The 22,350-nt window shown below is 71.8% G+C and carries 20 protein-coding genes; 13 read left to right on the top strand and 7 right to left on the bottom strand.

What is annotated here, in order from left to right:
- Window positions 1–153 precede the first annotated feature (153 nt).
- Window positions 154–1,878, top strand: a complete 1,725-nt coding sequence (lysS, locus tag AC4IJH_RS33570; RefSeq protein WP_490855719.1) for a lysine--tRNA ligase — start codon at window positions 154–156, stop codon at window positions 1,876–1,878.
- Between the two features lie 112 nt (window positions 1,879–1,990).
- Window positions 1,991–2,194, top strand: a complete 204-nt coding sequence (locus AC4IJH_RS33565) for a hypothetical protein (protein ID WP_490855718.1) — start codon at window positions 1,991–1,993, stop codon at window positions 2,192–2,194.
- Window positions 2,195–2,271: 77 nt separating this feature from the next.
- On the opposite strand, the gene AC4IJH_RS33560 is transcribed toward AC4IJH_RS33565, so the two are convergent.
- The gene (locus tag AC4IJH_RS33560; RefSeq protein WP_490855717.1) at window positions 2,272–3,003 is read right to left on the bottom strand and encodes a DUF3558 family protein; all 732 of its coding nucleotides are present in this window, start codon (window positions 3,001–3,003) and stop codon (window positions 2,272–2,274) included.
- A 174-nt stretch (window positions 3,004–3,177) separates the two neighbouring features.
- Window positions 3,178–4,143 (bottom strand): hypothetical protein, encoded by a 966-nt coding sequence (locus tag AC4IJH_RS33555; protein WP_490855716.1) that lies wholly within the window; start codon window positions 4,141–4,143, stop codon window positions 3,178–3,180.
- Between the two features lie 162 nt (window positions 4,144–4,305).
- On the opposite strand from AC4IJH_RS33555, the gene AC4IJH_RS33550 reads away from it, so the two are divergent.
- On the top strand, window positions 4,306–5,499 hold the full coding sequence (locus tag AC4IJH_RS33550) for an RtcB family protein (RefSeq protein WP_490855715.1): 1,194 nt from the start codon (window positions 4,306–4,308) through the stop codon (window positions 5,497–5,499).
- A 366-nt stretch (window positions 5,500–5,865) separates the two neighbouring features.
- Here AC4IJH_RS33550 and AC4IJH_RS33545 read toward each other — a convergent pair whose 3' ends face one another.
- Entirely contained in the window at window positions 5,866–6,684 is an 819-nt protein-coding gene (locus AC4IJH_RS33545) for an SDR family NAD(P)-dependent oxidoreductase (protein WP_490855714.1), read from the bottom strand.
- A 342-nt stretch (window positions 6,685–7,026) separates the two neighbouring features.
- Between AC4IJH_RS33545 and AC4IJH_RS33540 the strand changes: the two genes are divergently transcribed.
- Window positions 7,027–7,704, top strand: coding sequence for a hypothetical protein (locus AC4IJH_RS33540; RefSeq protein WP_490855713.1), 678 nt, complete (start codon window positions 7,027–7,029; stop codon window positions 7,702–7,704).
- Between the two features lie 92 nt (window positions 7,705–7,796).
- Here the strand turns inward: AC4IJH_RS33540 and AC4IJH_RS33535 are convergent, their stop codons facing one another.
- Window positions 7,797–8,132, bottom strand: coding sequence for a YnfA family protein (locus tag AC4IJH_RS33535; protein WP_490855712.1), 336 nt, complete (start codon window positions 8,130–8,132; stop codon window positions 7,797–7,799).
- A gap of 106 nt (window positions 8,133–8,238) precedes the next feature.
- Between AC4IJH_RS33535 and AC4IJH_RS33530 the strand changes: the two genes are divergently transcribed.
- Window positions 8,239–8,964, top strand: a complete 726-nt coding sequence (locus AC4IJH_RS33530; RefSeq protein WP_490855711.1) for an AAA family ATPase — start codon at window positions 8,239–8,241, stop codon at window positions 8,962–8,964.
- Here the strand turns inward: AC4IJH_RS33530 and AC4IJH_RS33525 are convergent.
- Window positions 8,954–10,498 carry an FAD-dependent monooxygenase gene (locus AC4IJH_RS33525; RefSeq protein WP_490855710.1) on the bottom strand — a complete coding sequence of 515 codons (1,545 nt, stop codon included), beginning with the start codon at window positions 10,496–10,498 and terminating at the stop codon, window positions 8,954–8,956. The genes AC4IJH_RS33530 and AC4IJH_RS33525 overlap by 11 nt on opposite strands.
- 99 nt (window positions 10,499–10,597) lie before the next feature.
- Between AC4IJH_RS33525 and AC4IJH_RS33520 the strand changes: the two genes are divergently transcribed.
- A complete protein-coding gene (locus AC4IJH_RS33520; RefSeq protein WP_490855709.1) occupies window positions 10,598–11,200 on the top strand; it encodes a TetR/AcrR family transcriptional regulator in 603 nt (200 codons plus the stop codon).
- Between the two features lie 66 nt (window positions 11,201–11,266).
- Here the strand turns inward: AC4IJH_RS33520 and AC4IJH_RS33515 are convergent, their stop codons facing one another.
- Window positions 11,267–11,629 (bottom strand): MazG-like family protein, encoded by a 363-nt coding sequence (locus tag AC4IJH_RS33515; RefSeq protein WP_490855708.1) that lies wholly within the window; start codon window positions 11,627–11,629, stop codon window positions 11,267–11,269.
- A 92-nt stretch (window positions 11,630–11,721) separates the two neighbouring features.
- Here AC4IJH_RS33515 and AC4IJH_RS33510 point away from each other — a divergent pair, with 92 nt between their 5' ends.
- The 4 genes from AC4IJH_RS33510 to AC4IJH_RS33495 all read left to right on the top strand — a co-directional run bounded on the left by AC4IJH_RS33510 (window position 11,722) and on the right by AC4IJH_RS33495 (window position 17,874).
- A complete protein-coding gene (locus AC4IJH_RS33510; protein WP_490855707.1) occupies window positions 11,722–12,234 on the top strand; it encodes a cupin domain-containing protein in 513 nt (170 codons plus the stop codon).
- Entirely contained in the window at window positions 12,231–13,025 is a 795-nt protein-coding gene (locus AC4IJH_RS33505) for an SDR family NAD(P)-dependent oxidoreductase (protein WP_490855706.1), read from the top strand. Before AC4IJH_RS33510 ends, AC4IJH_RS33505 begins: the two co-directional genes overlap by 4 nt.
- A gap of 449 nt (window positions 13,026–13,474) precedes the next feature.
- Entirely contained in the window at window positions 13,475–17,320 is a 3,846-nt protein-coding gene (locus AC4IJH_RS33500) for an nSTAND1 domain-containing NTPase (protein WP_490855705.1), read from the top strand.
- Between the two features lie 26 nt (window positions 17,321–17,346).
- Window positions 17,347–17,874, top strand: a complete 528-nt coding sequence (locus AC4IJH_RS33495; protein ID WP_490855704.1) for a nucleoside deaminase — start codon at window positions 17,347–17,349, stop codon at window positions 17,872–17,874.
- A 10-nt stretch (window positions 17,875–17,884) separates the two neighbouring features.
- Here AC4IJH_RS33495 and AC4IJH_RS33490 read toward each other — a convergent pair whose 3' ends face one another.
- Complete coding sequence (locus tag AC4IJH_RS33490; protein WP_490855725.1) at window positions 17,885–18,322, bottom strand: hypothetical protein; 438 nt, start codon at window positions 18,320–18,322, stop codon at window positions 17,885–17,887.
- A 435-nt stretch (window positions 18,323–18,757) separates the two neighbouring features.
- Between AC4IJH_RS33490 and hemL the strand changes: the two genes are divergently transcribed.
- From hemL to AC4IJH_RS33475, 3 genes are all read left to right on the top strand, one after another.
- Window positions 18,758–20,077 (top strand): glutamate-1-semialdehyde 2,1-aminomutase, encoded by a 1,320-nt coding sequence (hemL, locus tag AC4IJH_RS33485; RefSeq protein WP_490855724.1) that lies wholly within the window; start codon window positions 18,758–18,760, stop codon window positions 20,075–20,077.
- A gap of 40 nt (window positions 20,078–20,117) precedes the next feature.
- Entirely contained in the window at window positions 20,118–20,798 is a 681-nt protein-coding gene (locus AC4IJH_RS33480; protein ID WP_490855703.1) for a histidine phosphatase family protein, read from the top strand.
- A 227-nt stretch (window positions 20,799–21,025) separates the two neighbouring features.
- On the top strand, window positions 21,026–22,246 hold the full coding sequence (locus AC4IJH_RS33475) for a polysaccharide deacetylase family protein (RefSeq protein WP_490855702.1): 1,221 nt from the start codon (window positions 21,026–21,028) through the stop codon (window positions 22,244–22,246).
- Window positions 22,247–22,350 lie beyond the last annotated feature (104 nt).

Raw genomic sequence — 22,350 nt, 5'->3', positions numbered from 1 at the left:
GAAGGGTGGCCGTTCCGTTGTGGTGGAAAGGGTTTGCGGACGAGTATCCCACGGCGGTTCCATCAGTTTTGCGTCTGGGACAATGGGAGGCTCAGGCTTCCGGACGTCGAGGCGGGAAGCTTTCCGGAGATACGAGAAAAGGAAGGGCCGATCGTGGCTCAGCAGAGCACCGAGACCGACTGGGTCTCCAGGTTCGCGGACGAGGTCATTGCCGAGGCGGAGCGTCGCGCCCCCGGCAAACCGATCGTCTGCGCCTCGGGCCTCAGCCCGTCCGGCCCCATCCACCTCGGCAACCTCCGTGAGGTCATGACCCCCCACCTGGTCGCGGACGAGATCCGCCGCCGGGGCCACGAGGTCCGCCACCTGATCTCCTGGGACGACTACGACCGGTACCGCAAGGTCCCGGCCGGCGTCGCGGGCGTGGACGAGAGCTGGGCCGAGCACATCGGCAAGCCCCTGACCTCGGTGCCCGCCCCCGCGGGCTCCGCGTACCCGAACTGGGCCGAGCACTTCAAGGCCGCCATGGTCCAGGCGCTGGCCGAGCTGGGCGTTCAGTACGACGGCATCAGCCAGACCGAGCAGTACACCTCCGGTGTCTACCGCGAGCAGGTCCTGCACGCGATGAGGAACCGGGCGAAGATCGACGCGATCCTCGACCAGTACCGCACCAAGAAGGCCCCCGCGAAGAAGTCGCAGAAGCCCGTCGACGCGGCCGAGCTGGAGGCCGCCGAGGGCTCCGGCGCCGCCAGCGAGGACGACGGCAGCAGCGGCTCGGCCGGCTACTTCCCGTACAAGCCCTACTGCGGGCAGTGCGAGAAGGACCTGACCCAGGTCACCTCCTACGACGAGGAGACCACCGAGCTGGCCTACACCTGCACGGCCTGCGGCTTCGGCGAGACGGTCAGCCTGAGCGAGTTCAACCGCGGCAAGCTGGTCTGGAAGGTCGACTGGCCGATGCGCTGGGCCTACGAGGGCGTGATCTTCGAGCCCTCCGGCGTGGACCACTCCTCGCCCGGCTCGTCCTTCGTGGTCGGCGGCCAGATCGTGCGCGAGATCTTCGACGGGCAGCAGCCCATCGGCCCGATGTACGCCTTCGTCGGCATCAGCGGCATGGCCAAGATGTCCTCCTCCAAGGGCGGCGTGCCCACCCCCGGCGACGCCCTGAAGATCATGGAGGCGCCGCTGCTGCGCTGGCTGTACGCGCGCCGCAGGCCCAACCAGTCCTTCAAGATCGCCTTCGACCAGGAGATCCAGCGGCTCTACGACGAGTGGGACAAGCTGGAGTCCAAGGTCGCCGACGGCTCCGTGCTCCCCGCGGACGCCGCCGCGCACTCCCGCGCGGTGCGCACCGCCGCCGGCGAGCTGCCCCGCACCCCGCGCCCGCTGCCGTACCGCACGCTCGCCTCGGTCGCGGACATCACCGCGGGCGCCGAGGACCAGACCCTGCGCATCCTGAGCGAACTGGACCCGGGCAACCCGGTCACCTCCCTGGAGGAGACCCGGCCCCGGCTCGACAAGGCCGAGCACTGGATCAACACCCAGGTCCCGGCCGAGCAGCGCACCATCGTGCGCGAGGAGCCGGACACCGCCGTGCTCGGCGAGCTGGACGAGCAGGCGCGCGAGTCGCTGCGGCTGCTGCTGGAGGGCCTGGACGAGCACTGGTCGCTGGACGGCCTGACGACGCTGGTCTACGGCGTGCCCAAGGTGCAGGCCGGGCTGACGCCGGACGCCAAGCCGACGCCGGAGCTCAAGGTCGCCCAGCGGTCCTTCTTCGCGCTGCTCTACCACCTCCTGGTCGGCCGGGACACCGGGCCGCGGCTGCCCACGCTGCTGCTGGCCGTCGGCGCGGACCGGGTGCGCAAGCTGCTGGGCGCCTGAGCTGCGAAGGCGTGAGAACGAGAGCCTGAGGTCGGCGCTGCGACTTTAGGCGGAGTACGGGTTCGGCCCCGGGGACGACGATCCCCGGGGCCGAGCGCGTGATGGTGGAGCCATGAGGGAAATCATCGGCGTCATCGCCATCATCCAAGGAGCGCTCGGCTTTTTCGGCCAGACCTTCTCCGACAAGGCCTGGGGCCTGCTGCCCCACTGGTTCGACCTGCCGTCGGCGGCCTACCTCGGCATTCTCCTCGCCGGTGCGGCCCTGGCCTGGTGGGGCGACGCGGACCGCAAGCGCAGGAACCGCCGGAGCGCCTGAGGCGCCCGGACGGCGCCCGCCCGGGCGGAGTTCTCCGACCCGGGCAGGTGAGCTGAAAGGCGGCTAGCGCCGCGCCGTCACTGGTTCGCCTTGGCGACGGAGGCCACGGCCTCCTTGGCGGTGTTCTGCGCGTCCTTGAGCATCTTCTCCGCGTCCGGGCTGTCGCCGCCGGCCAGGCCCGAGCCCTTGAAGTGCACGGTGACCACGACGTTGGCGGTACGGGCCACCACCGTCTGGTTCTTGAAGTCGTTCTTGTTCTCCTTGGAGTCGAAGGTGATCGAGGTGGCCTCGTCGCCGATGCCGCCGGTCTTGTCGGCCTTGACGTTCTTGGCGCCCTCGACACCCTTCTCCGTGTCGACCTGGCGGTTGTACGCGTCGGTGGCGCGCTTGTCGCCGGTGCCCAGGCCCACGCTGGAGTCGTAGCGCTGGAATCCGATGTCCAGCCAGCGGTACTGGGTGCCGTCCACGCCCTGGTCCTCGGAGCTGGTCCAGGAGCAGTACGCGCGGGCCGCGGCGTCCGAGGTCTTGCCCGCCTTGCCCTTCTCGTCCGCCTTGGGCAGCAGCTTGTTGATGGTGTCCTTGGACACGGACTGGCAGGGGTCGGGCAGCTTCTTGAACTTCGCGGGCGCGACGCTGGGTGACGGGCTCGCTCCGCTGCCGCTCGCGCTGGCACTGGCGCTGGGCGCGGCGGACTTCCCGGAGTCGCCGCTGTCCTTCTTGTCGGAGTCGGAGGAGCAGCCGGCGACGAGCATCACCGGTACGGCTGCGCAGGCGAGAAGGCTGGCGAGTCGCTTGGCTGAACGGTGCATGGTTCCTTCGCTGTTCGTCGTCGTTCGTCGATCGTCGTGCGTCGGGTGGGGCGGGAGAGCCGGGGCCCGTACGGCGTCGTACGGGCGGCTCTCGCGCGCGGGACTAGTCGGCACGGTACGCGGCGGATGGCGGCCAGCGGTCGATTCGTGACGTTACTCGCCGGACAATTCGGGCTAATCGCTGATGCTCTCCGCGAGCTCGCGGGCCAGCTTCTGGGCCTTCTCCTGGAGCTCCTGGCTGCCGGGGCGGCCCGTTTTGTCGGCGGACCACTGGTCGTACTCGATGGTCACCACGACGTTGGAGGACCGGAAGACGATGGTGATGTCGCGGTGCACGCCGGAGTCGGCGGTCACGAGCCGGTCGTTGAGGAAGGCGGCGTCACCCAGGTCGTCCAGCAGGCGCGGGGCGGTGGAGGCCGCAGGGGGCTCGGTGCCGGTGCCCGCGCTCGGGGTGGGGGAGCCGGAGGGGGACGGCGCCGCGGTGTCGTCGCCGCCCTTGGCCTGGCCCTTGACCCGGCCCTGCGCGCCCTTGCCGGCGTCGTCGCCGTCCTTGTTGTCCTTGCCGTCGTCGGCGCCCTTGCCGTCGTTGGCGCCGTCGCCGTCCTGGTCGTCCTTCGTCCGGTTCTGGTCCTGCTCCTGTGTCTGGTGCGCGGAGGCGGACGGGGAGGGCGAGCCGGACGGTATTTTCGCCGCCAGCTCCTTCCTGCTGTAGATCTCCTGCGCCTTGTCGTCGTCGCTGACGGCGGCGTCGTAGGAGACCACCCGCTCCAGGTCGATGTTCAGGTGGCGGGTGCCGGCGGCGGTCTCGCGCTTCCAGCGGCAGCCGACGCTGCGGTCGGTGTCGAAGGTGGTGGCGGGCGTGCCCTCGTACACCGCGTCGGCGTCCTCCGGCGAGGCGCTGTCGGAGTCCTCGCCGGGCAGCATGGCGCGCAGCGTCCCGCGGGCCGGGAGGCGGCAGGGCTCGGGGAGCGTGCTGAACTTCCCCGGCTCGGCGGTGTGCGACGCGGCGGAGGAGTCGCCGTTCTGGGGGTCCTCGCTGCCGCTGTCGGAGCCGGAGCCGCCGGTGCAGGCGGTGAGCGTGGCGGCCAGTACGGCTGCTGTCGCCAGCGCGGCACCGGGTACGAACGACTTCCGCTGCACCGTCTCCGGCTCCTTCCGGTACGAAATCTGGTTGCCGCCGAAGGGCGGCCGATGGACACAATGTCTACCGCACGCATCGCCGCGCACGCCGGTCCCTTGTCGTTGATCGGGTGTTTTGTCTGGCTTTTGCGCTTTATCGCTTTTCGGGGGAATGAGGAAGATATGTCGTACGTCGAAGTGCCCGGTGCGAAGGTCCCGATCCGGATGTGGGCGGACCCGTCCACGGTCGAGGACGTCGCCATGCAGCAGCTGCGCAATGTCGCCACCCTGCCGTGGATCAAGGGTCTGGCCGTGATGCCGGACGTCCACTACGGCAAGGGCGCGACGGTGGGATCGGTGATCGCGATGCACGGCGCGGTCTGCCCGGCGGCGGTCGGCGTCGACATCGGCTGCGGCATGAGCGCCGTCAAGACGTCACTCACCGCGAACGACCTTCCGGGTGACCTCTCCCGGCTCCGCTCGAAGATCGAACAGGCCATTCCGGTGGGTCGCGGGATGCACGAGGACGTGGTGGACCCGGGCCGGCTGCACGGCTTCCCGACGTCGGGGTGGGAGGACTTCTGGACGCGTTTCGAGGGGATCGCGGAAGCGGTCAAGTTCCGTCAGGAACGTGCCACGAAGCAGATGGGAACGCTTGGAAGCGGAAACCATTTCATTGAATTTTGTCTCGACGAGTCGGGAACGGTCTGGCTGATGCTGCACTCCGGCTCCCGGAACATCGGCAAGGAGCTGGCGGACTTCCACATCGGCCAGGCGCAGAAGCTGCCGCACAACCAGGGCCTGGTCGACCGGGACCTCGCCGTCTTCATCGCGGACACCCCGCAGATGGCGGCGTACCGAAACGATCTGTTCTGGGCGCAGGAGTACGCGAAGTACAACCGCGCGATCATGATGGCGCTCTTCCAGGACGTCGTCCGCAAGGAGTTCAAGAAGGCCAAGCCGACCTTCGAGCCGGTGATCTCCTGCCACCACAACTATGTGGCGGAGGAGCGGTACGACGGCATGGACCTGCTGGTCACACGCAAGGGCGCGATCCGCGCGGGCTCCGGCGACTACGGGATCATCCCGGGCTCGATGGGCACCGGCTCGTACATCGTCAAGGGCCTGGGCAACGCGGCGTCCTTCAACTCCGCCTCGCACGGCGCGGGCCGCAAGATGAGCCGCAACGCCGCCAAGAAGCGGTTCTCCACGCGGGATCTGGAGGAGCAGACACGGGGCGTGGAGTGCCGCAAGGACTCCGGTGTCGTGGACGAGATCCCGGGCGCGTACAAGCCGATCGAGAAGGTCATCGACCAGCAGCGGGATCTCGTCGAGGTCGTGGCCAAGCTCAAGCAGGTCGTGTGTGTGAAGGGCTGACGGCGGCGGGCGGCGGTACGGGGGTCCGCCGCTTGCCGTAGCGGTGCTGGATCCATGCCTCGGCGACGATGATGTTGAGGAGCAGGGCTGCCGGGAGCCGTCACGGGCTGTCGAAAGCTTCGTCGGAAGAGCACCGCAATGCCCACGAGCGCCGAGGGGAAGGCGCCGGCGAAGAAGTAGGCGCGGCCGGTCCAGCGGTGCGGGACGGGGTGGCGGCGCAGCCAGGGCCACAGCTGCGCGAGGCCGGTGACGGCCGCGACGGTGCGCGCGGCGGGCAGGAGGGCTGGGTACCGGGCCGGGGGTGGTGCCAGGCCCCCTCTTTCCGGTCCGGTGTGCGTCAGCCCTCTGCCGGAGCTGCCGGAATCGTCAACCGGCGCGGTGCACCTTGGTGTTGGAGGCCTGGGCGCGGGGGCGGACGACCAGGAGGTCGATGTTGACGTGGGAGGGGCGGGTGATGGCCCAGGTGATGGTGTCGGCGACGTCGTCGGCGGTCAGGGGCTCGGCGACGCCCTCGTAGACCTTGGCGGCCTTGGCCTGGTCGCCGCGGAAGCGGGTGAGGGCGAACTCGTCGGTCCTGACCATGCCGGGGGCGATCTCGATGACGCGTACGGGCTGTCCGCACAGCTCCAGGCGGAGCGTCTCGGCGAGGACGTGCGCGCCGTGCTTGGCGGCGACATAGCCACCGCCGCCTTCGTACGTGCCGTGCCCGGCGGTGGAGGAGAGCACGAGGACGGTGGCGTCGCCCGAGGCGGTCAGGGCGGGGAGCAGGGCCTGGGTGGTGTGGAGCGTGCCCAGGACGTTGACCTCGTACATCGTGCGCCAGTCGGCGGGGTCGGCGCTGGCCACCGGGTCGGCGCCGAGCGCGCCGCCCGCGTTGTTGACCAGGACGTGCACGCGGCCGTACCGGTCGGTGAGGTGGGCGGCGAAGGCGTCGACGGCGGGGCGGTCGGTGACGTCGAGCGCGTACGCCTCCGCGCCGGGGCCGCTCTGCGCGAGCTCGGCGGCCAGCGCCTCGATGCGGTCCTTGCGGCGCGCGGTGAGGACCACACGGTAGCCGGCCGCGGCCAGTTGGCGCGCGGTCGCGGCACCGATGCCGCTGCTCGCTCCGGTGACGACGGCGACGCGGGCGGCGGCTTCCGCGGAAGCGCTGTCGGCGGAGGGCTGGGGGAGTGCGGCGGCGGTCATGGTGCGTCTCCTTGGGGCGGTGGGCCGGTCCCGTGCTGGATGCCGGGGCCGTACGCGAATCCGTACACAGATCCGTACGCAGACCTGTGCGCCTACGCAGGATAAGCGCAGGCCGGGCGCTGTCGCCGGGCGGATTTCGCCCGCTGCGCGCGGCGTCTTCGGGCGGTGCACACCGCGATGTCATCCGCTCGTCATCTCGGCAATACGGACAGAGTTGATGTTTAGCGATTAACTACAACTTTACTGATCTTTGGTGTAGTTGAGGTCGTTCGATGCATCAGTCTCATGCGCAACATGCGGCGCGCTCGGGACGTCGCCTGTACGAGACGAAGGGGATGCGAGATGGCGATCAACCGTGCGCTGCGGTGTGGGGGCCGCGCGCTGGCAGTGGGGGCGACCCTGATGGGGGCGGTGTCGGCGATGACGCTGCCCGCGGCGGCGGCCGACGGGCCGACCCGTAAGGAGATCATGGCCGACTGCGCCTCGGGCCTGGGCAAGTGCAGCTTCAACGAGCCGGTGCTCGGCAAGGCCTACCTCGGCGAGTTCCGCCGGGTCTCCGACGCGGTCTACAACTGCACGACGTCCCCCGCGACCCAGACGATGACCTGGTCGGACACGGTGGGCTCCACCGACTCGGCGGGTGTCTCGGTGACCGCGGGCGGCAAGATAGCGGGCATCATCGATGTGAGCGTGACCGCCAACTACAGCCACACATGGACCAGTTCGCACACCGAGAGCAGCGCGCTGGGCATGACGGTGCAGCCCGGCGAGGTGGGCTGGATCGCCCGCGCGCAGGTGATGCAGAAGGTGTCGGGCACCTGGCAGACGCACTACGACAGCCCCAAGTGGGGGCACTACTACTGGTTCGTGCCGGACACCGTCACCGGCCCCGCGGCCAACGGCACCGACGGCAGCCACAACGCGGTGGTCGTCAAGACGCGCAGGATGACGGCCGCGGAGAAGTCGTCGTGCGCCGCCGGAGCGCCGTCGGCCAAGAGCGGGCGGGTGATGGTGCGTTGAGGCGGCCGGGCGGGCGATGACGGACGACGGGGGGTAGGGGGGCGGATGAGGTTCCGGGGGGAATGCGAGGTACGGGCCCCGGTGGGCCGAAGTCAGCGCCCCCGGGGCGCGTACATGATCACGGCCATGCCGGCCAGGCAGATCAGCGCGCCGACGACGTCCCAGCGGTCGGGGCGGTAGCCGTCGGCGACCATGCCCCAGGCGATCGAGCCGGCCACGAAGACCCCGCCGTACGCGGCGAGGATGCGCCCGAAGTCCGCGTCGGGCTGGAGGGTGGCGACGAACCCGTACACGCCGAGCGCCAGGACGCCGGCGCCGATCCAGGCCCAGCCGCGGTGTTCCCGCACCCCTTGCCAGACGAGCCAGGCGCCGCCGATCTCGAAGAGGGCGGCGAGGGCGAACAGGGCGACGGAGCGGGCGACGAGCATGATCAAAGGGTAGGCGGGACGGGCCACGGCGGGCCGTTTGACGTCATCGGTGCTGGTGGGGCGGCTGTCGCGGGCGATTGTCAGTGGCGTGTGAGAGCTTCGGAGCATGCTCATCGAACGTGCGTATGTGGATCTCCCACCAGGGGGCGGTGCCGGGCGGGGCGCCTGGCCCTGGACGGTGCCGTGCGTGCGGCAGCTGGCCGAGGACGGGCTGAAGTTCACCGCGCCCGTCACCTTCCTGGTGGGGGAGAACGGCTCGGGCAAGTCCACGGTCGTCGAGGCATTGGCGGAGGCGTACGGCCTGGATTCGTACGGCGGCCGGGCGGGCCAGAAGTACGCGAGCCCGCGCGAGCCCTCCGACCTCGGCTCGGTGCTGCGCTTCGACGCCACACTGGAGGGGCGGGGGATGCTGCGCGGGGCGCGCACCCGGCGCAAGGGGTTCTTCCTGCGGGCGGAGACCGCGATCGAGGCGCTCGGCCGCACCCAGCTGTCCGGGGTGCCGGACGAGATGAGCCACGGCGAGAGCTTTCTGATGACCTTCCGGGAGAAGTTCCGCGACCGCGGGCTGTATGTGATGGACGAGCCGGAGGCCGCGCTCTCCTTCACCTCCTGCCTCGAACTGGTCGGGCTGATGAAGGAGTTGGCCGAGCGCGGCGCCCAGATCGTGTGCGCCACGCACTCCCCGCTGCTCACGGCCCTGCCCGGCGCGGAGATAGTCGAGGTCGGCGAGCACGGCATGCGCCGGGCGCAGTGGGAGGAACTGGCCCTCGTCGACCACTGGCGCCGCTATCTCGCCGACCCCCGGACCTACTTGAGGCACATCACCGGGTAGCGGAGGGGGCGTCGGTGTCCCCCTCCGGGCCCGTCCAGTCCCGCAGGGCGCCGCGCAGGGCCTCGGCGCGCCGGGCCGGGGCGCTCTCGTCGGTCGCCCAGGCGATATAGCCGTCCGGGCGGACCAGCAGCATGGTGCCCCGCGCGCCGGCCCAGGTGGCGCGCACGACCCGGTCCCCGCGGCCGCCGAGGTCCACGGCGTCCCGGGCGGGCGCGACGAGCACGAAATGCCCCTCGCGCAGCGCCTCGTACAGCCGCCCGCCCCCGGCCAGCCGCAGGTCGGGGGCGCGCTTGCCCGCCAGCGGGTGGGCGCCGGGCCCGGCCGGGTAGGAGATGCCGATGCCGGAGACCGTGCGCACGCCGCGGCGGGTCAGCGCCGGTACGGTGCCCACGAGCAGGGCGATCGCGCCGCGCAGCGCGCGCTGCGCCGGGGTGTGCAGCAGGGCGGCCCGCACGATGGCGCCGCTGGCGCGCAGCACCGCCCGGCCGACGGGGTGCCGTTCGTCGTGGTAGGTGTCCAACAGGCGCTCCGGAGCGTGTCCTTGGAGCACGGCGGCCAGCTTCCAGCTGAGGTTGGCGGCGTCCTGCAGACCGGTGTTCATGCCCATGCCGCCGGCGGGGGAGTGGACGTGCGCGGCGTCGCCCGCCAGGAAGGCGCGGCCCACGCGGTAGTGCGGGACCTGGCGCTCGTCGCTGTGGAAGCGCGAGGTCCAGCGGGCCTCGCGCATGCCGTAGTCGGTGCCGTGCACGAGCCGGGTGAACTCGCGGACCTCCTCCAGGCCGACGGGGGCGCTGTCGGGCAGCTGCCGGTGCCGGTTCCAGCCGACGACGCGGTACCAGCCGTCGCCGAAGGGGGCGATGATCGAGAGCGCGTCGGCGGTGGCGTCGGCGGCGAAGGGGGTCTCGGGCGCCCGGTCGAGCCGCACGTCGGCCAGCACGATGGAGCGTACGACCGCCTTGCCGGGGAAGGGCAGCCCGAGCGCCTCGCGGACGGCGCTGCGCACCCCGTCGGTGCCGACGAGGTAGGCGGCGCGGTGGCTGGTGCGGCGGGCGGGGTCGTCGCTCGCGTGCGCGCGTACGAGCACCCCGTTCTCGTCCTGCTCCAGGCCGTCCACCTCACTGCCGTGCACGAAGGCGACCCCGGCCTTGCGGGCCCGCTGCTCCAGCAGCCGCTCGACCTCGAACTGCGGGGTGACCAGGACGAACGGGAAGCGGCTGGGCAGTTGTGCAGGGTCGAGGGTGGCCCGGCCGAAGAGCCGCAGCTGCCGTACGGGGCTGCCGGTGGCGATGAGTTCGTCGGCCAGGCCGCGGGCGTCGAACTGCTCCAGGGTGCGGGCGTGCACGACCAGGGCGCGGGTGAGATTGCTGATCTGCGGGCCGCGCCGTTCGAGAAGGGTGACGTCCAGGCCCGCGGTCGCGAGGTCGCCGGCGAGCAGCAGCCCGGTGGGCCCCGCGCCCACGACGATGACATCGGACCTGGTGGCGGTGGGGTGGGTGTCGTTGCTGTGGTGCGTGGTGCCGGGCTTGCGGTTCATGGCCGCCTCCTATGCCAACGCATGTTGGTCAACGCTTGTTGGCAACGCTAGGCGCCGCGTCCCTGGCATGTCAACACCTGTTGGCCTACAGTCGTTGGCATGGCTGACATCGAGCCCGCCTCCCTGCGCCCCCGCCGCTCCGACGCGACCCGCGCCGCGATCCTGAGCGCCGCGCGCGACCGCTTCGCCGCCGACGGGTACGAGCGCGCGACCATCCGCGCCATCGCCAAGGACGCGGGCATCGACCCGTCGATGGTCATGCGCTACTACGGCAACAAGGAGGGCCTGTTCGCCGCCGCCTCCCAGATCGAGCTGAAGGCACCGGACCTGTCCGCGGTGCCGCACGAGGAGTGGGGCGTACGCCTGGTGCGCCACTTCGTCGAGCGCTGGGAGACCGACGAGACGCTGACCGCGATGATGCGGGTCGGCGTCACCAACCAGGCGGGCGCCGAGCTGATGCGCACCATCTTCGCCGAGCAGATACGGCCGGTCGTCGCGGCCGCGTGCCCGCACCCCAGGGAGGCCGCGACCCGCGCCGCGCTGATCGCCTCCCAGATCCTGGGCATGGCGCTGTGCCGCTACGTCCTGCGCTTCCCGCCCGCCGTCACCCTCACCCACGACGAGGTGGTGGCCTGGCTGGCGCCGACCGTGCAGCGCTACTTGACGGCGGACGGGCCCTCGACGGCGGTCGGCCAGCCGTGAACGGCGGCCCGCCGGCCGCCCCTTCAGACCCTCAGGCCCTTCAGGCCCTTCAGGCCCTCAGACCCTTCAGACCTGAACCCGCCCCGCCACCCGCGCCAGATGCTCGGCGAAGACCGCGGGGGCCTGCGGAGTCAGCGTGCGCAGCGCCACCATCGCCGTCACGATCACATCGCACAGCTCGCTCTGCACGTCCTCCCAGCTGTGGCTGACCCCCTTGCGCGGATTCTGGCCGGTGGCGCCGATGACGGCCTGCGCGACCTCGCCCGCCTCCTCGGAGAGTTTGAGGATGCGCAACAGCCGCTCCTGTTCGGGCGGCAGGCTCCGCTCGCGGTCGAGCCAGGCGGCGAGTCGCTCGACGGTGTCCCAGGCCGCGGGGCAGGCGGGTGCGGCGGGCGCCGGGGCGCGGGAGGGTTCCTGTGGGTCGCTCATGGCGCGATTCTTCCCGGCGGTGCCCCGCGGCTGCATAGGGTGGGCGCTCCCCGCGCCCCTACGGGAGGCGCGCTTCTACGGGAAGGACGGGAATGCGCCGCTCAGCCGCTCAAAGACCTCACCCCGACCCCGCTGAACTGGCCGAGCTGTACGGGCTGGAGCCGTTGCCGCGCGAGGGCGGCCTCTTCCGGCAGACCTGGGCAGGTCCCGTACGCGAGGAGGACGGACGCCCGGCGGGCACCGCGATCGTCATGCTGCTGACCGACGCCCCCGACGACTTCTCCGCCCTGCACCGCCTGCCCACCGACGAGATCTGGCACTTCTACCTCGGCGACCCGCTCGCCCTGCTCCTGCTGGCACCGGACGGGCGGTCGCGAACGGCCGTACTGGGACCGGACGTTCTGGGCGGCCAGCAGGTCCAGCTCACGGTCCCCGCGGGCACCTGGATGGGCGCGCGGGTGGCCGACGGCGGCGCGTGGACGCTCTTCGGCACCACCATGGCGCCGGGCTTCACCTACGAGGGATACGAGCAGGGGGACGCGGCCCAACTCCTGGCCCGCTACCCCCAGGAGGCGGCGCTGATCCCCGCGCTGTGCCGCTCATGAGCCCCCGGATCAGCCTGCGCACCGACCCCGGGCTGCCCGATCTGACCGACCAGGTCGCCCTGGTGACCGGCGCGGGCGGCGTCGTCGGGCGCGGTATCGCCCTGCGCTTCGCCGCCGCCGGGGCCGCGGTCGTCGCCCACTACCGCAGCAACGCGGATGCGGCGCACGCCGTGGTCGCGCGGATCGAGGAGGCGGGCGGCGGCGCGCTGGCGCTGGCCGCGGACCTCTCCGACGAGCAGGAGTGCCACCGCCTGGTCCGCGAGGCGGCCCAGTGGCGCGGCCGGCTGACCGCCGTGGTCAACAACGCGGGCGTGCAGCCGACCCAGGACCTCGCCTCCATGACCGTCGCCGACTGGCGCGCGGTGGTCGACGTCAACACCCTCAGCGCGTTCGCGTGCACCCAGGCCGCCGTCCCCGTGCTGCGCGCGGCCGGCGGCGGCACCGTCACGCACATCGCCTCCATCGAGGCGTCGGCGCCGGCCGCCGCGCACGCCCACTACTGCGCGTCCAAGGCGGCGGTGGTGATGCACGCCCGCTCGGCTGCGCTGGAGTACGGCGCGTACGGCATCCGCGTCAACGCTGTCTCCCCGGGCCTGATCGCCCACGACGGGCTCGCCCAGGCCTGGCCGGAGGGCGTCGAGCGCTGGCACAGGGCGGCGCCCACCGGCAGGCTGGGCACGCCGCAGGACGTCGGGGACGCCTGTGTCTTCCTCGCCTCACCGATGGCCTCCTGGCTCACGGGACACAATCTCGTCGTCGACGGCGGGGTGTCGGCCCGGCCCACTTGGTAGGGCACCGAGCCGCAGAAAGCGGAACAAAGCCGCTGAATCCATACGAAGTCCCATGAAAACAGCGCGAATCGGCGCGGAGTTCCCCCGCGAGCCCGCGCCGTTCACGCCTGTGAGATCGTTCGTGGCCGGGCGCGGCCCGATCGAGCCGTCCTCCCCCGATGACGGCTCGGGCGGACCTCGGAGAGCGCCGCTCCCGCTCGCCGCGCGCCCGGCCTCCGAACTCGCCGGGAATCGGCGAGGCGACCCAGCGGCGCCTCTGGTTTCCGGCTGATACCACCTTGGAACCCCCGGGGACTTGTCCGAAACCCCAGTTCACGCAGGACAATCAAGTCGGACAAAGTTGCAGACCGTACGAGGCGAGCGCCGGCGGGGCATATGGCGGAGGCTTTGGCATGGCGGATACGGGCAGGGAGCGCCGGCCGGCGCGGCTGGGACGGCCGGAGCGGCCCGTGGACCCTCAGGCGGGTCCGGTGCAGCGGCTGGCGTGGCAGCTGCGGCAGTTGCGGGAGCGGGCCGGGGCGCCCAGCTACCGCTCACTGGCGCGCCGTGCGCACTACTCCGCGAGCACGCTCGCCGAGGCGGCCAAGGGCGACCGGCTGCCCTCCCTGCAGGTGGTGCTGGCCTACGTAGAGGCGTGCGGCGGCGATACGGCCGAGTGGGAGGCGCACTGGCAGGCCGCCTCCGAGGAGGTGTCCAAGGACGCCAAGGACGACCCCGAGCACCCCGGCGCCGAGGAGGCCGAGGAGCGGACCCTCTACCCGGGCCTGGCCGCCTTCACCGCACAGGACTCCGATGTCTTCTTCGGCCGCGCCGAACTGATCAAGGAACTGCACCGGCACGTCGAACAGGGACCGCTCCTGGCGGTGTTCGGCGCCTCCGGCTGCGGCAAGTCCTCCCTGCTGCGCGCGGGCCTGCTGCCCGGCCTCGGGCCGCAGCGGCACGCCGTCCTCCTGGTCCCCGGCGCCCGCCCGCTGGTCGCGCTGGCCGACGCGGTCACCGGCCTGGTGGGCGGCTCGCCCGAGGCGCTGCGCCGCGAAGTGGCCCGCGACCCGGCCGCCCTGGGCCTGGCGCTGGGCACCTGGCTCGCCTCCCGGCCGGAGGACGAGCGCGTGGTGCTGGTGGTCGACCAGTTCGAGGAGACCTTCATCCAGTGCGAGGACGAGCAGGAGCGCTCGGCCTTCCTGTCGGCGCTGGCCGAGCTGTGCCACGCCAGTACGCCCCGGGTGCGGGCCGTGCTCGCCGTACGCGCCGACTTCTACGCCCAGCTGTTCACCCACGCCGGACTGGTCGCGGCGCTGCGCTCGGGCGTACAGATGCCGGTCGGCCCGCCCACCCGCGAGGAGCTGCGGGAGATCATCAACTGCCCCGCGGCGGCGGCCGGGCTGAGCGTGGAACCGGGCCTGACCGAGGCGGTGGTGGCCGAGGCGGCCGGGCAGCCCGGCGCCCTGCCGCTGGTCGCGCACGCCATGCGGGAGGTCTGGCTGCGCCGCAAGGACGGCGTGCTGCGGCTGGCGGACTACCGCGCCAGCGGCGGCATGCAGGGGGCCATCGCGCAGACCGCCGAACACCTCTACACCAGCGCCCCGGCCCGCCAACAGGCCGTACTGAACGCCCTGTTCCTGCGCCTGACGGCCCTGGGCGAGGAGACCGAGGACACCCGCCGCCGGGTCTCGCGCAGCGAGCTGAACGGCCTGGCCGACCCCGACACCCTCGCCCTGCTGCTGCACCGCCTGGCCGCCGCGCGCCTGATCGTGCTGGAGGACACCACCGTCGAGGTCGCCCACGAGGCCGTCATCCGCGCCTGGCCCCGGTTGCGGCGCTGGCTGAGCGACGACCGCGAGGCGCTGCGCACCCACCGCCGGCTGACCACCGCCGCCCGCACCTGGCACGACCTGGGCCGCGACCCGGAGGCGCTGTACCGCGGCACCCAGCTGGCGAGCGCCCGTACGTGGGCCAGGACCCACCCCGAGGCGCTCAACGACCTGGAGACCGCCTTCCTGGAGGCCGGTATCGCCGGCGAGCAGCGCCGGGTGCGCCGCGCCCACCGGGCCATCGCCACGCTCAGCGCGCTGCTCGTGCTCGCGCTGGTCTCCACGGCCATAGCGATCTGGCAGCGCTCGGACGCGGTGAGCCAGCGCGCCGACGCGGAGTTCCGCAGCGTGGTGGCCGAGGCGGACCGTACGCACGAGAGCGACCCCTCGCTCTCCGCGCAGCTCGCCCTGGTGGCGCACCGCATGCGCCCGGACGACCAGGACGTCGCCGACAAGCTGCTGTCGGCGCAGAACACCCCGCTGGCCACGCCCCTGCGAGGGCACGGCGGCTCGGTGTACCTGACGTCCTTCAGCCCCGACGGCAAGGTGCTGGCCACCGCCAGTTACGACCGCACCGTACGGCTGTGGGACATCAGCGACCGGTCCCGGCCCAAGCCGCTGGGCCGTCCGCTGACCAGCCACCGCAGCTGGGTGACCTCGGCGGTCTTCAGCCCCGACGGGCGCACCCTGGCCTCCGCGGGCGACGACCGCACCGTACGGCTGTGGGACGTGAGCGACCCCGCCCGCCCCCAGCAGCTGGGCGACCCGATCGCGGGCGAGAACGGCACCGTCTACCTGGTGGCGTTCAGCCCCGACAGCCGCACCCTGGCCGCCGCCGAGGAGGGCCGCACCGTACGGCTGTGGGACATCGGCGACCGCGCCCGCCCCGAGCAGCTGGGCGAGCCGCTGACCGGCCACAGCGCGCCGGTGCGCTCGGTGGCCTTCAGCCCCGACGGGAAGCTGCTCGCCGCGGGCGGCGACGACACCACCACCCTGCTGTGGGACGTCAGCGACCCGGGCAGACCGCGGCGCGCGGGCGAGCCGCTGAAGGGCCACTCCGGCACCGTCCACTCCGTCACCTTCGCGCCCGACAGCCGCACTTTGGCCACCGGCAGCGAGGACAAGTCGATCCGGCTGTGGAACGTCGCCGACCCCGACGGCGTCCAGGCGCTCGGCACCTCGGTGGCCGGGCACACCGCGCCGGTGTGGTCGGTCGACTTCAGCCCCGACGGCAGGCTGCTCGCCTCGGCCGGTACGGACGGCACCGCGCGGCTGTGGAACGTCGCCGACCCGGCCCGTATCGCCCAGCTGGGCCAGCCGCTCGCGGCCAGCAGCGGCGGCACCTTCACCGCCATCTTCAGCCCCGACGGCCGCAGTCTGGCCACCGGGTCCGCCAACGGCACGGCGTCCCTGTGGTCACTGCCCGCGGGCGTGCTGACCGGGCACACCGCCTCGCTGTCCAGCGCCCGGTTCGGGCCGGGCGGACGGCTGCTGGCCACCTCCAGCAACGACCGCACCGTACGGCTGTGGGACACCTCCGACCCTGCCCGCCCCACCCGCCTCGGCCGCCCCATCGAGGGCCACAACAACTACCTCAACGGCGCCGAATTCACCCCCGACGGGCGCATTCTGGCCACCTCGGGCGGCGACGGCGCCACCCGCCTGTGGGACATCGCCGACCCGTCGGCACCCAAGCCGCTGGGCAAACCCCTGCCCCTGCACACCCGTTACGCCGGGCCGCTGGACATCAGCTCCGACGGCCGCACCATGGTCACCGGCTGGGACGACCAGAGCGTCCAGCTGTGGAGCATCGCCGACCCCGCGCGCCCCACCACCGTGGGCCGCCCGCTGACCGGCCACACCGGCTATGTGAACTACGCCGCCTTCAGCCCCGACGGCCGCACCCTGGCCACCGCCAGCAGCGACCGCACCATCCGCCTGTGGAACATCAGCAACCCCGACCGCCCGGTCCTGCTGGGCCGCCCGCTGACCGGCCACACCACCGATGTGAGCGTCGCCGTCTTCAGCCCCGACGGCACCGTGCTGGCCACGGCGGGCAACGACCGGACCGTGCGCCTGTGGAACGTCACCGACCCCGCCCACGCCAAGCCGCTGGGCGCCCCGCTGGCCGGCCACACCGAGCCGGTCGGCGCGGTCGTCTTCAGCCCGGACGGCAAGACCCTGGTCACCGGCAGCGACGACCGGACCGTGCGCCTGTGGGACCTGTCCGACCCCACCTTCGGCGCCCCCTCCCGGCTGCTGGACACCGGCCACACCACCGCCGTCACCTCGCTGGCCTTCAGACCCGACGGCCGCCACCTGATCACCGCCAGCGGCGACGACACCGTACGGATGTGGGACCTGAGCACCGAGAACGCCGCCGAGCGGGTGTGCGCCACCACGCGCGGCGTCCTCACCGAGCAGCAGTGGCGCCAGCACCTGTCCCAGCAGCCCTACCAACCGCCGTGCGGCCGCGGGGACTGAGCCCGCGCCGCCGAGGGAGAGTGCCCATGCCCCAGCAGCGCCACAACGGCCCCGAGCCCCTCGCCCCCGAAGATCTCAGCCACCTCCGCCGCGCCGTGGACCTGTCCCGGCGCTCGCTCACGGACCCGGGAGCCACCCCGTTCGGCGCGCTGCTGGTCGTCGGCGGCGCCGTCGTGGGCGAGGGCGCCGGCGCGGTCGTACGGCTCCACGACCCCACCGCACACGCCGAGATCATGGCCCTGCGCGCGGCAGGACAGGCCCTGGGCCGCCACCTCTTCGAGGACGGCGTCCTCTACTCCAGCAGTGAGCCCTGCCCCATGTGCCTGACCGCCTGCTACTGGGCCCGCATTCCCCGCGTCGTGTACGGCGCCCCCAGCCGCGAAGTGGCCCGCAACGGCTTCGAAGACCTCCGGCTCTACCGGGAGTTGGCCCTGCCGGACGAGCGGCGCGCCCTGCCCGCCACGCCCGCCGGCGGCCCTACGGAGGCCGAGGCCGTCTCCGTCCTCACCTCCTGGGCCGCGTCCCTGCCCGAGCCGGTCGTACCCAAGCTCTAGGGGGTGTCTTTCAGGGCCACACCAGGCAGTACGCCTGATGCCCCGCCTCGTGGAGCCGGTGGCTGAAGTCCTGCCACTCGTGCAGGAGTTGGTAGACGGTGAAGGCGTCGCGCGGGCCGCCGCGGTCGGGGACGGTGGACCAGATGAAGGCCGCGGCGCCGACCGATTCCTCGCCGACGCCGCGCAGGGGGTCGACGACGGTCATGGGGAGTTTGACCACGGCGTAATCGGGGTGGAGGACGACCAGCTCCAGCGGGGGGACCTTGTGCAGGGGTATGCCCTCGATGCCGGTGAGGACCATGGCGGCCATCGTCTCCGGCTTGATCTTGGTGAACATGCCGCCCATGCCGAGCTCGTCGCCGCCCAGCTCCTCGGGCCGCATCGTGACCGGGACACGGGCCGCTGTCGCGCCGTCCGGCGCGCCGAAGTATTTGTACGTCACCCCCATGCGGCTGCCTCTGTTTCCCCCGCCCTTGGTCTCCTCGCGCCGGTGACGGCCCCGCTGGGCGCGCTCGGGGCCCCGGTCTTCGGTGCCCTCGCCCAGTTCGCCACCGCGATGCATATCTCCACCCGACCACTCGCAGCCCCAGCCGCGCAACCCGATCATCGTCCCAGAGACCTCCCCCGTGACAGGCGCGTGAAACGCCCGGCCACGCGCCCCCGTGCGCCTCTGAGACCATTGCTTGCGTGACTTACTCGTACGACGCCCCAGTCTCGCAGACAAGCGGGGCCTGACGCCCGGCCGAGAACGAGTTTGAGAGCGAGAGAAGAGCCCGTAGCAAGCGAACCGCAAGAGCGCACACCCCTCGCGCCGGTGCCCGCACCGCTGTCAGCCGGGGCGCGACCGCCCGCCGCCGCCCCTTCCTACGTCCCGCAGGTCAGGATCACAGTGCCTTTTCCGTATGACTATGACGCCCCAGTATCCGAGTCGCTCTTCGACCGCGCGTCCGCGGTGACGCCGGGCGGCGTGAACTCTCCGGTGCGGGCCTTCCGTGCCGTGGGCGGTACGCCCCGGTTCATGGTGTCCGGTACCGGTCCGTACCTCACCGACGCCGACGGCCGTGAGTACGTCGACCTCGTGTGCTCGTGGGGGCCGATGATCCTCGGCCACGCGCAGCCGCAGGTGACGGCCGCCGTGCAGGCCGCGGTCGCGCGGGGCACCTCCTTCGGTACGCCCGGCGCGGGCGAGGTGGAGCTGGCCGAGGAGATCGTGGCCCGTATCGAGCCGGTCGAGCAGGTGCGGCTGGTCTCCTCCGGGACCGAGGCGACGATGTCCGCGATCCGGCTCGCGCGCGGGTTCACGGGCCGCGCCAAGGTCGTGAAGTTCGCCGGCTGCTACCACGGCCACGTCGACGCGCTGCTGGCCGCGGCCGGGTCCGGGGTGGCCACCTTCGGGCTGCCCGACACCCCCGGCGTCACCGGCGCGCAGGCCGGCGACACCATCGTGCTGCCGTACAACGACATCGAGGCCGTACGCGCCGCCTTCGCCGCGCACCCCGGCGAGATCGCCTGTGTGATCACCGAGGCCTCGCCCGGCAACATGGGCGTGGTGCCGCCGCTGCCCGGCTTCAACCAGGGCCTGAAGGACGTCTGCCAGGAGAACGGCGCGCTGTTCATCTCCGACGAGGTCATGACCGGCTTCCGCGTCAGCAAGGCGGGCTGGTACGGCATCGACGGCGTCGAGCCCGACCTGATGACCTTCGGCAAGGTCATGGGCGGCGGCTTCCCCGCGGCGGCCTTCGGCGGCCGCGCCGACGTGATGGCGCACCTGGCCCCGGCGGGCCCGGTCTACCAGGCGGGCACCCTCTCCGGTAACCCCGTCGCCACCGCCGCCGGCGTCACCCAGCTGCGGCTGCTGGACGACGCCGTGTACGGGACGGTGGACGCCGTCTCCGCGCAGGTGCGCGGCCTGGTGACCGAGGCGCTGGCCAAGGAGGGCGTCGCGCACCGCCTCCAGGTCGCGGGCAACATGTTCTCCGTCTTCTTCACCGACCAGGACGTCACCGACTACGACAAGGCCAAGGCGCAGGAGTCCTTCCGCTTCACCGCCTTCTTCCACTCGATGCTGGCCCAGGGCGTCTACCTGCCGCCGTCCGCGTTCGAGTCGTGGTTCGTCTCGTCCGCGCACGACGAGCGGGCGGTCGAGCGGATCGCCGCGGCCCTGCCGGCCGCCGCGCGGGCCGCGGCCGAAGCGACGGCGTGAGCCGGGTGGAGCGGGAGTCGGCCGAGCGAGGATGGGTGGCATGAGCAGCGAAGAGATCACCGTGGTGCATCTGATGCGGCACGGCGAGGTGCACAACCCCGAGGGCGTGCTGTACGGGCGCCGTCCCGGCTATCACCTCTCCGACCTGGGCCGGAAGATGGCCGACCGGGTGGCCGAGCACTTGGAGGGGCGGGACATCACCCATGTGGTGTCCTCCCCGCTGGAGCGCGCCCAGGAGACGGCGACGCCGGTCGCCAAGGCGCACGGCCTGGATCTGGCCACCGACGAGCGGCTGATCGAGGCGGCCAACGTCTTCGAGGGCAAGACCTTCGGGGTGGGCGACGGCGCGCTGAAGAAGCCCGGCAACTGGAAGTACCTGACCAACCCCTTCAAGCCCTCGTGGGGCGAGCCGTACATCGAGCAGGTCGTACGGATGATGGGCGCGCTGGGCGCGGCCCGGGACGCGGCCCGCGGGCACGAGGCGGTCGCGGTCAGCCACCAGCTGCCGATCTGGATCGTGCGCAGCTTCGCCGAGCGGCGCCGGCTGTGGCACGACCCGCGGCGGCGGCAGTGCACGCTCGCCTCGCTGACCTCCTTCACCTTCCACGGCGACAAGATCGTTTCGGTGGGTTACAGCGAGCCGGCGCGGGACTTGGTGCCCGCGCACCTGCTGGCCGGCGCCAAGCCGGTGAAGGGCAAGTCGAAGGCGTTCGGCGCCTGATCTTTCGCCCGCGGGGCGACGCACCGGCCGGTTCCGGCGATGGGCTGGAACCGGCCGGTCTTTTTCTCCGTCCTCACCGGTGGCGAAGTTGGCCGAATCCGCCCACGTCAAATCGCGGCAAAATATGAATTCTCCGGCCATGTGCCGGAACCCCGGTCTTCGACATGCCCTCTTGCCCGATGTCCGTTTACATGGACAGTGAGTTTGGCGAGATGGATGGGGTCCCAATGCGCGCGATCAGTCGGCGGAGCCTGCTGGGTATGGGAGTTGGGGCAGCGGCGGCGCTGGGCGTCGCGGGCTGTTCGGGCTCGGGTTCGCAGGCCGACAAGGACAAGGTGAAGAACACCGTCCAGGGCAAGGCCAAGCCGATCGGCGACGGCTCGACCGCCGATTCCGGGCCACAGCCCAACCAGCCCGAGAAGCCCGAGCGGTTGGAGCCGGGACAGACCCCGCCGCAGTTCGTGATCTTCTCCTGGGACGGCGCCGGCGAGGTCGGCAACGGCCTCTTCCCGCGCTTTCGCAAGCTCGCCAAGGACCACGGCGCGGCGATGACGTTCTTCCTGTCCGGGCTGTACTGCCTGCCCGAGTCCAAGAAGAGCCTGTACCGCCCGCCGAACAACAAGGTCGGCGCCTCCGACATCGGCTACCTCACCGACGACCACATCAAGGAGACGCTCAAGAACGTGCGCGAGGCGTGGCTGGAGGGCCACGAGATCGGCACGCACTTCAACGGCCACTTCTGCGGCGACGGCCCCACCTCCGTCAAGCACTGGACGCCCGCCCAGTGGCAGTCCGAAATCGACCAGGCCATGGACTTCGTCACCAAGTGGCGTACGAACACCGGCTTCACCGACGTGGAACCGCTGCCCTTCGACTACAAGAAGGAACTGGTCGGCGGCCGCACCCCCTGCCTGCTCGGCCAGGACAACCTGCTGCCCACCGCCAAGAAGCTCGGCTGGCGCTACGACGCCAGCTCGCCCGGCGGCCTGCAGATGTGGCCCAAGAAGAAGAGGGGAATCTGGGACTTCCCCCTCCAGCAGATTCCTTTCCCCGGACACTCCTTCCAGGTCCTGTCCATGGACTACAACATCCTCGCCAACCAGTCCAAGAACTCCACCAAGGCCCCGCCGTCCAACTACCCGGGCTGGCGCAAGCAGGCCACCGACGCCTACATCTCCGGCTTCCAGCGCGCCTACGAGTCCAACCGCGCCCCCTTCTTCATCGGCAACCACTTCGAGCAGTGGAACGGCGGCATCTACATGGACGCCGTCGAGGAAGCGCTCAAGCACATCGCCAACGAGAAGCACAAGGACGTACGGCTGGTGTCCTTCAAGCAGTTCACCGACTGGCTGGACGTCCAGGACCCCAAGGTGATCGCCAAGCTCCAGAAGCTGAGCGTGGGCCAGAAGCCGGCGGGGGACTGGAAGGGCTACCTCTCGGCGGCCTAAGGGCCCTTCCCCGGCCGTCCGACGGGGCCGTACAACCCCTCTGACGTGCCCGTACGAACCGGGCATGGGGGGCGCGGAAGATCCACAAAAGGCCCATGCGAAAC

Source organism: Streptomyces sp. UF-297 (assembly GCF_058245575.1).
This window is presented reverse-complemented; position numbering and strand designations above follow the sequence as displayed.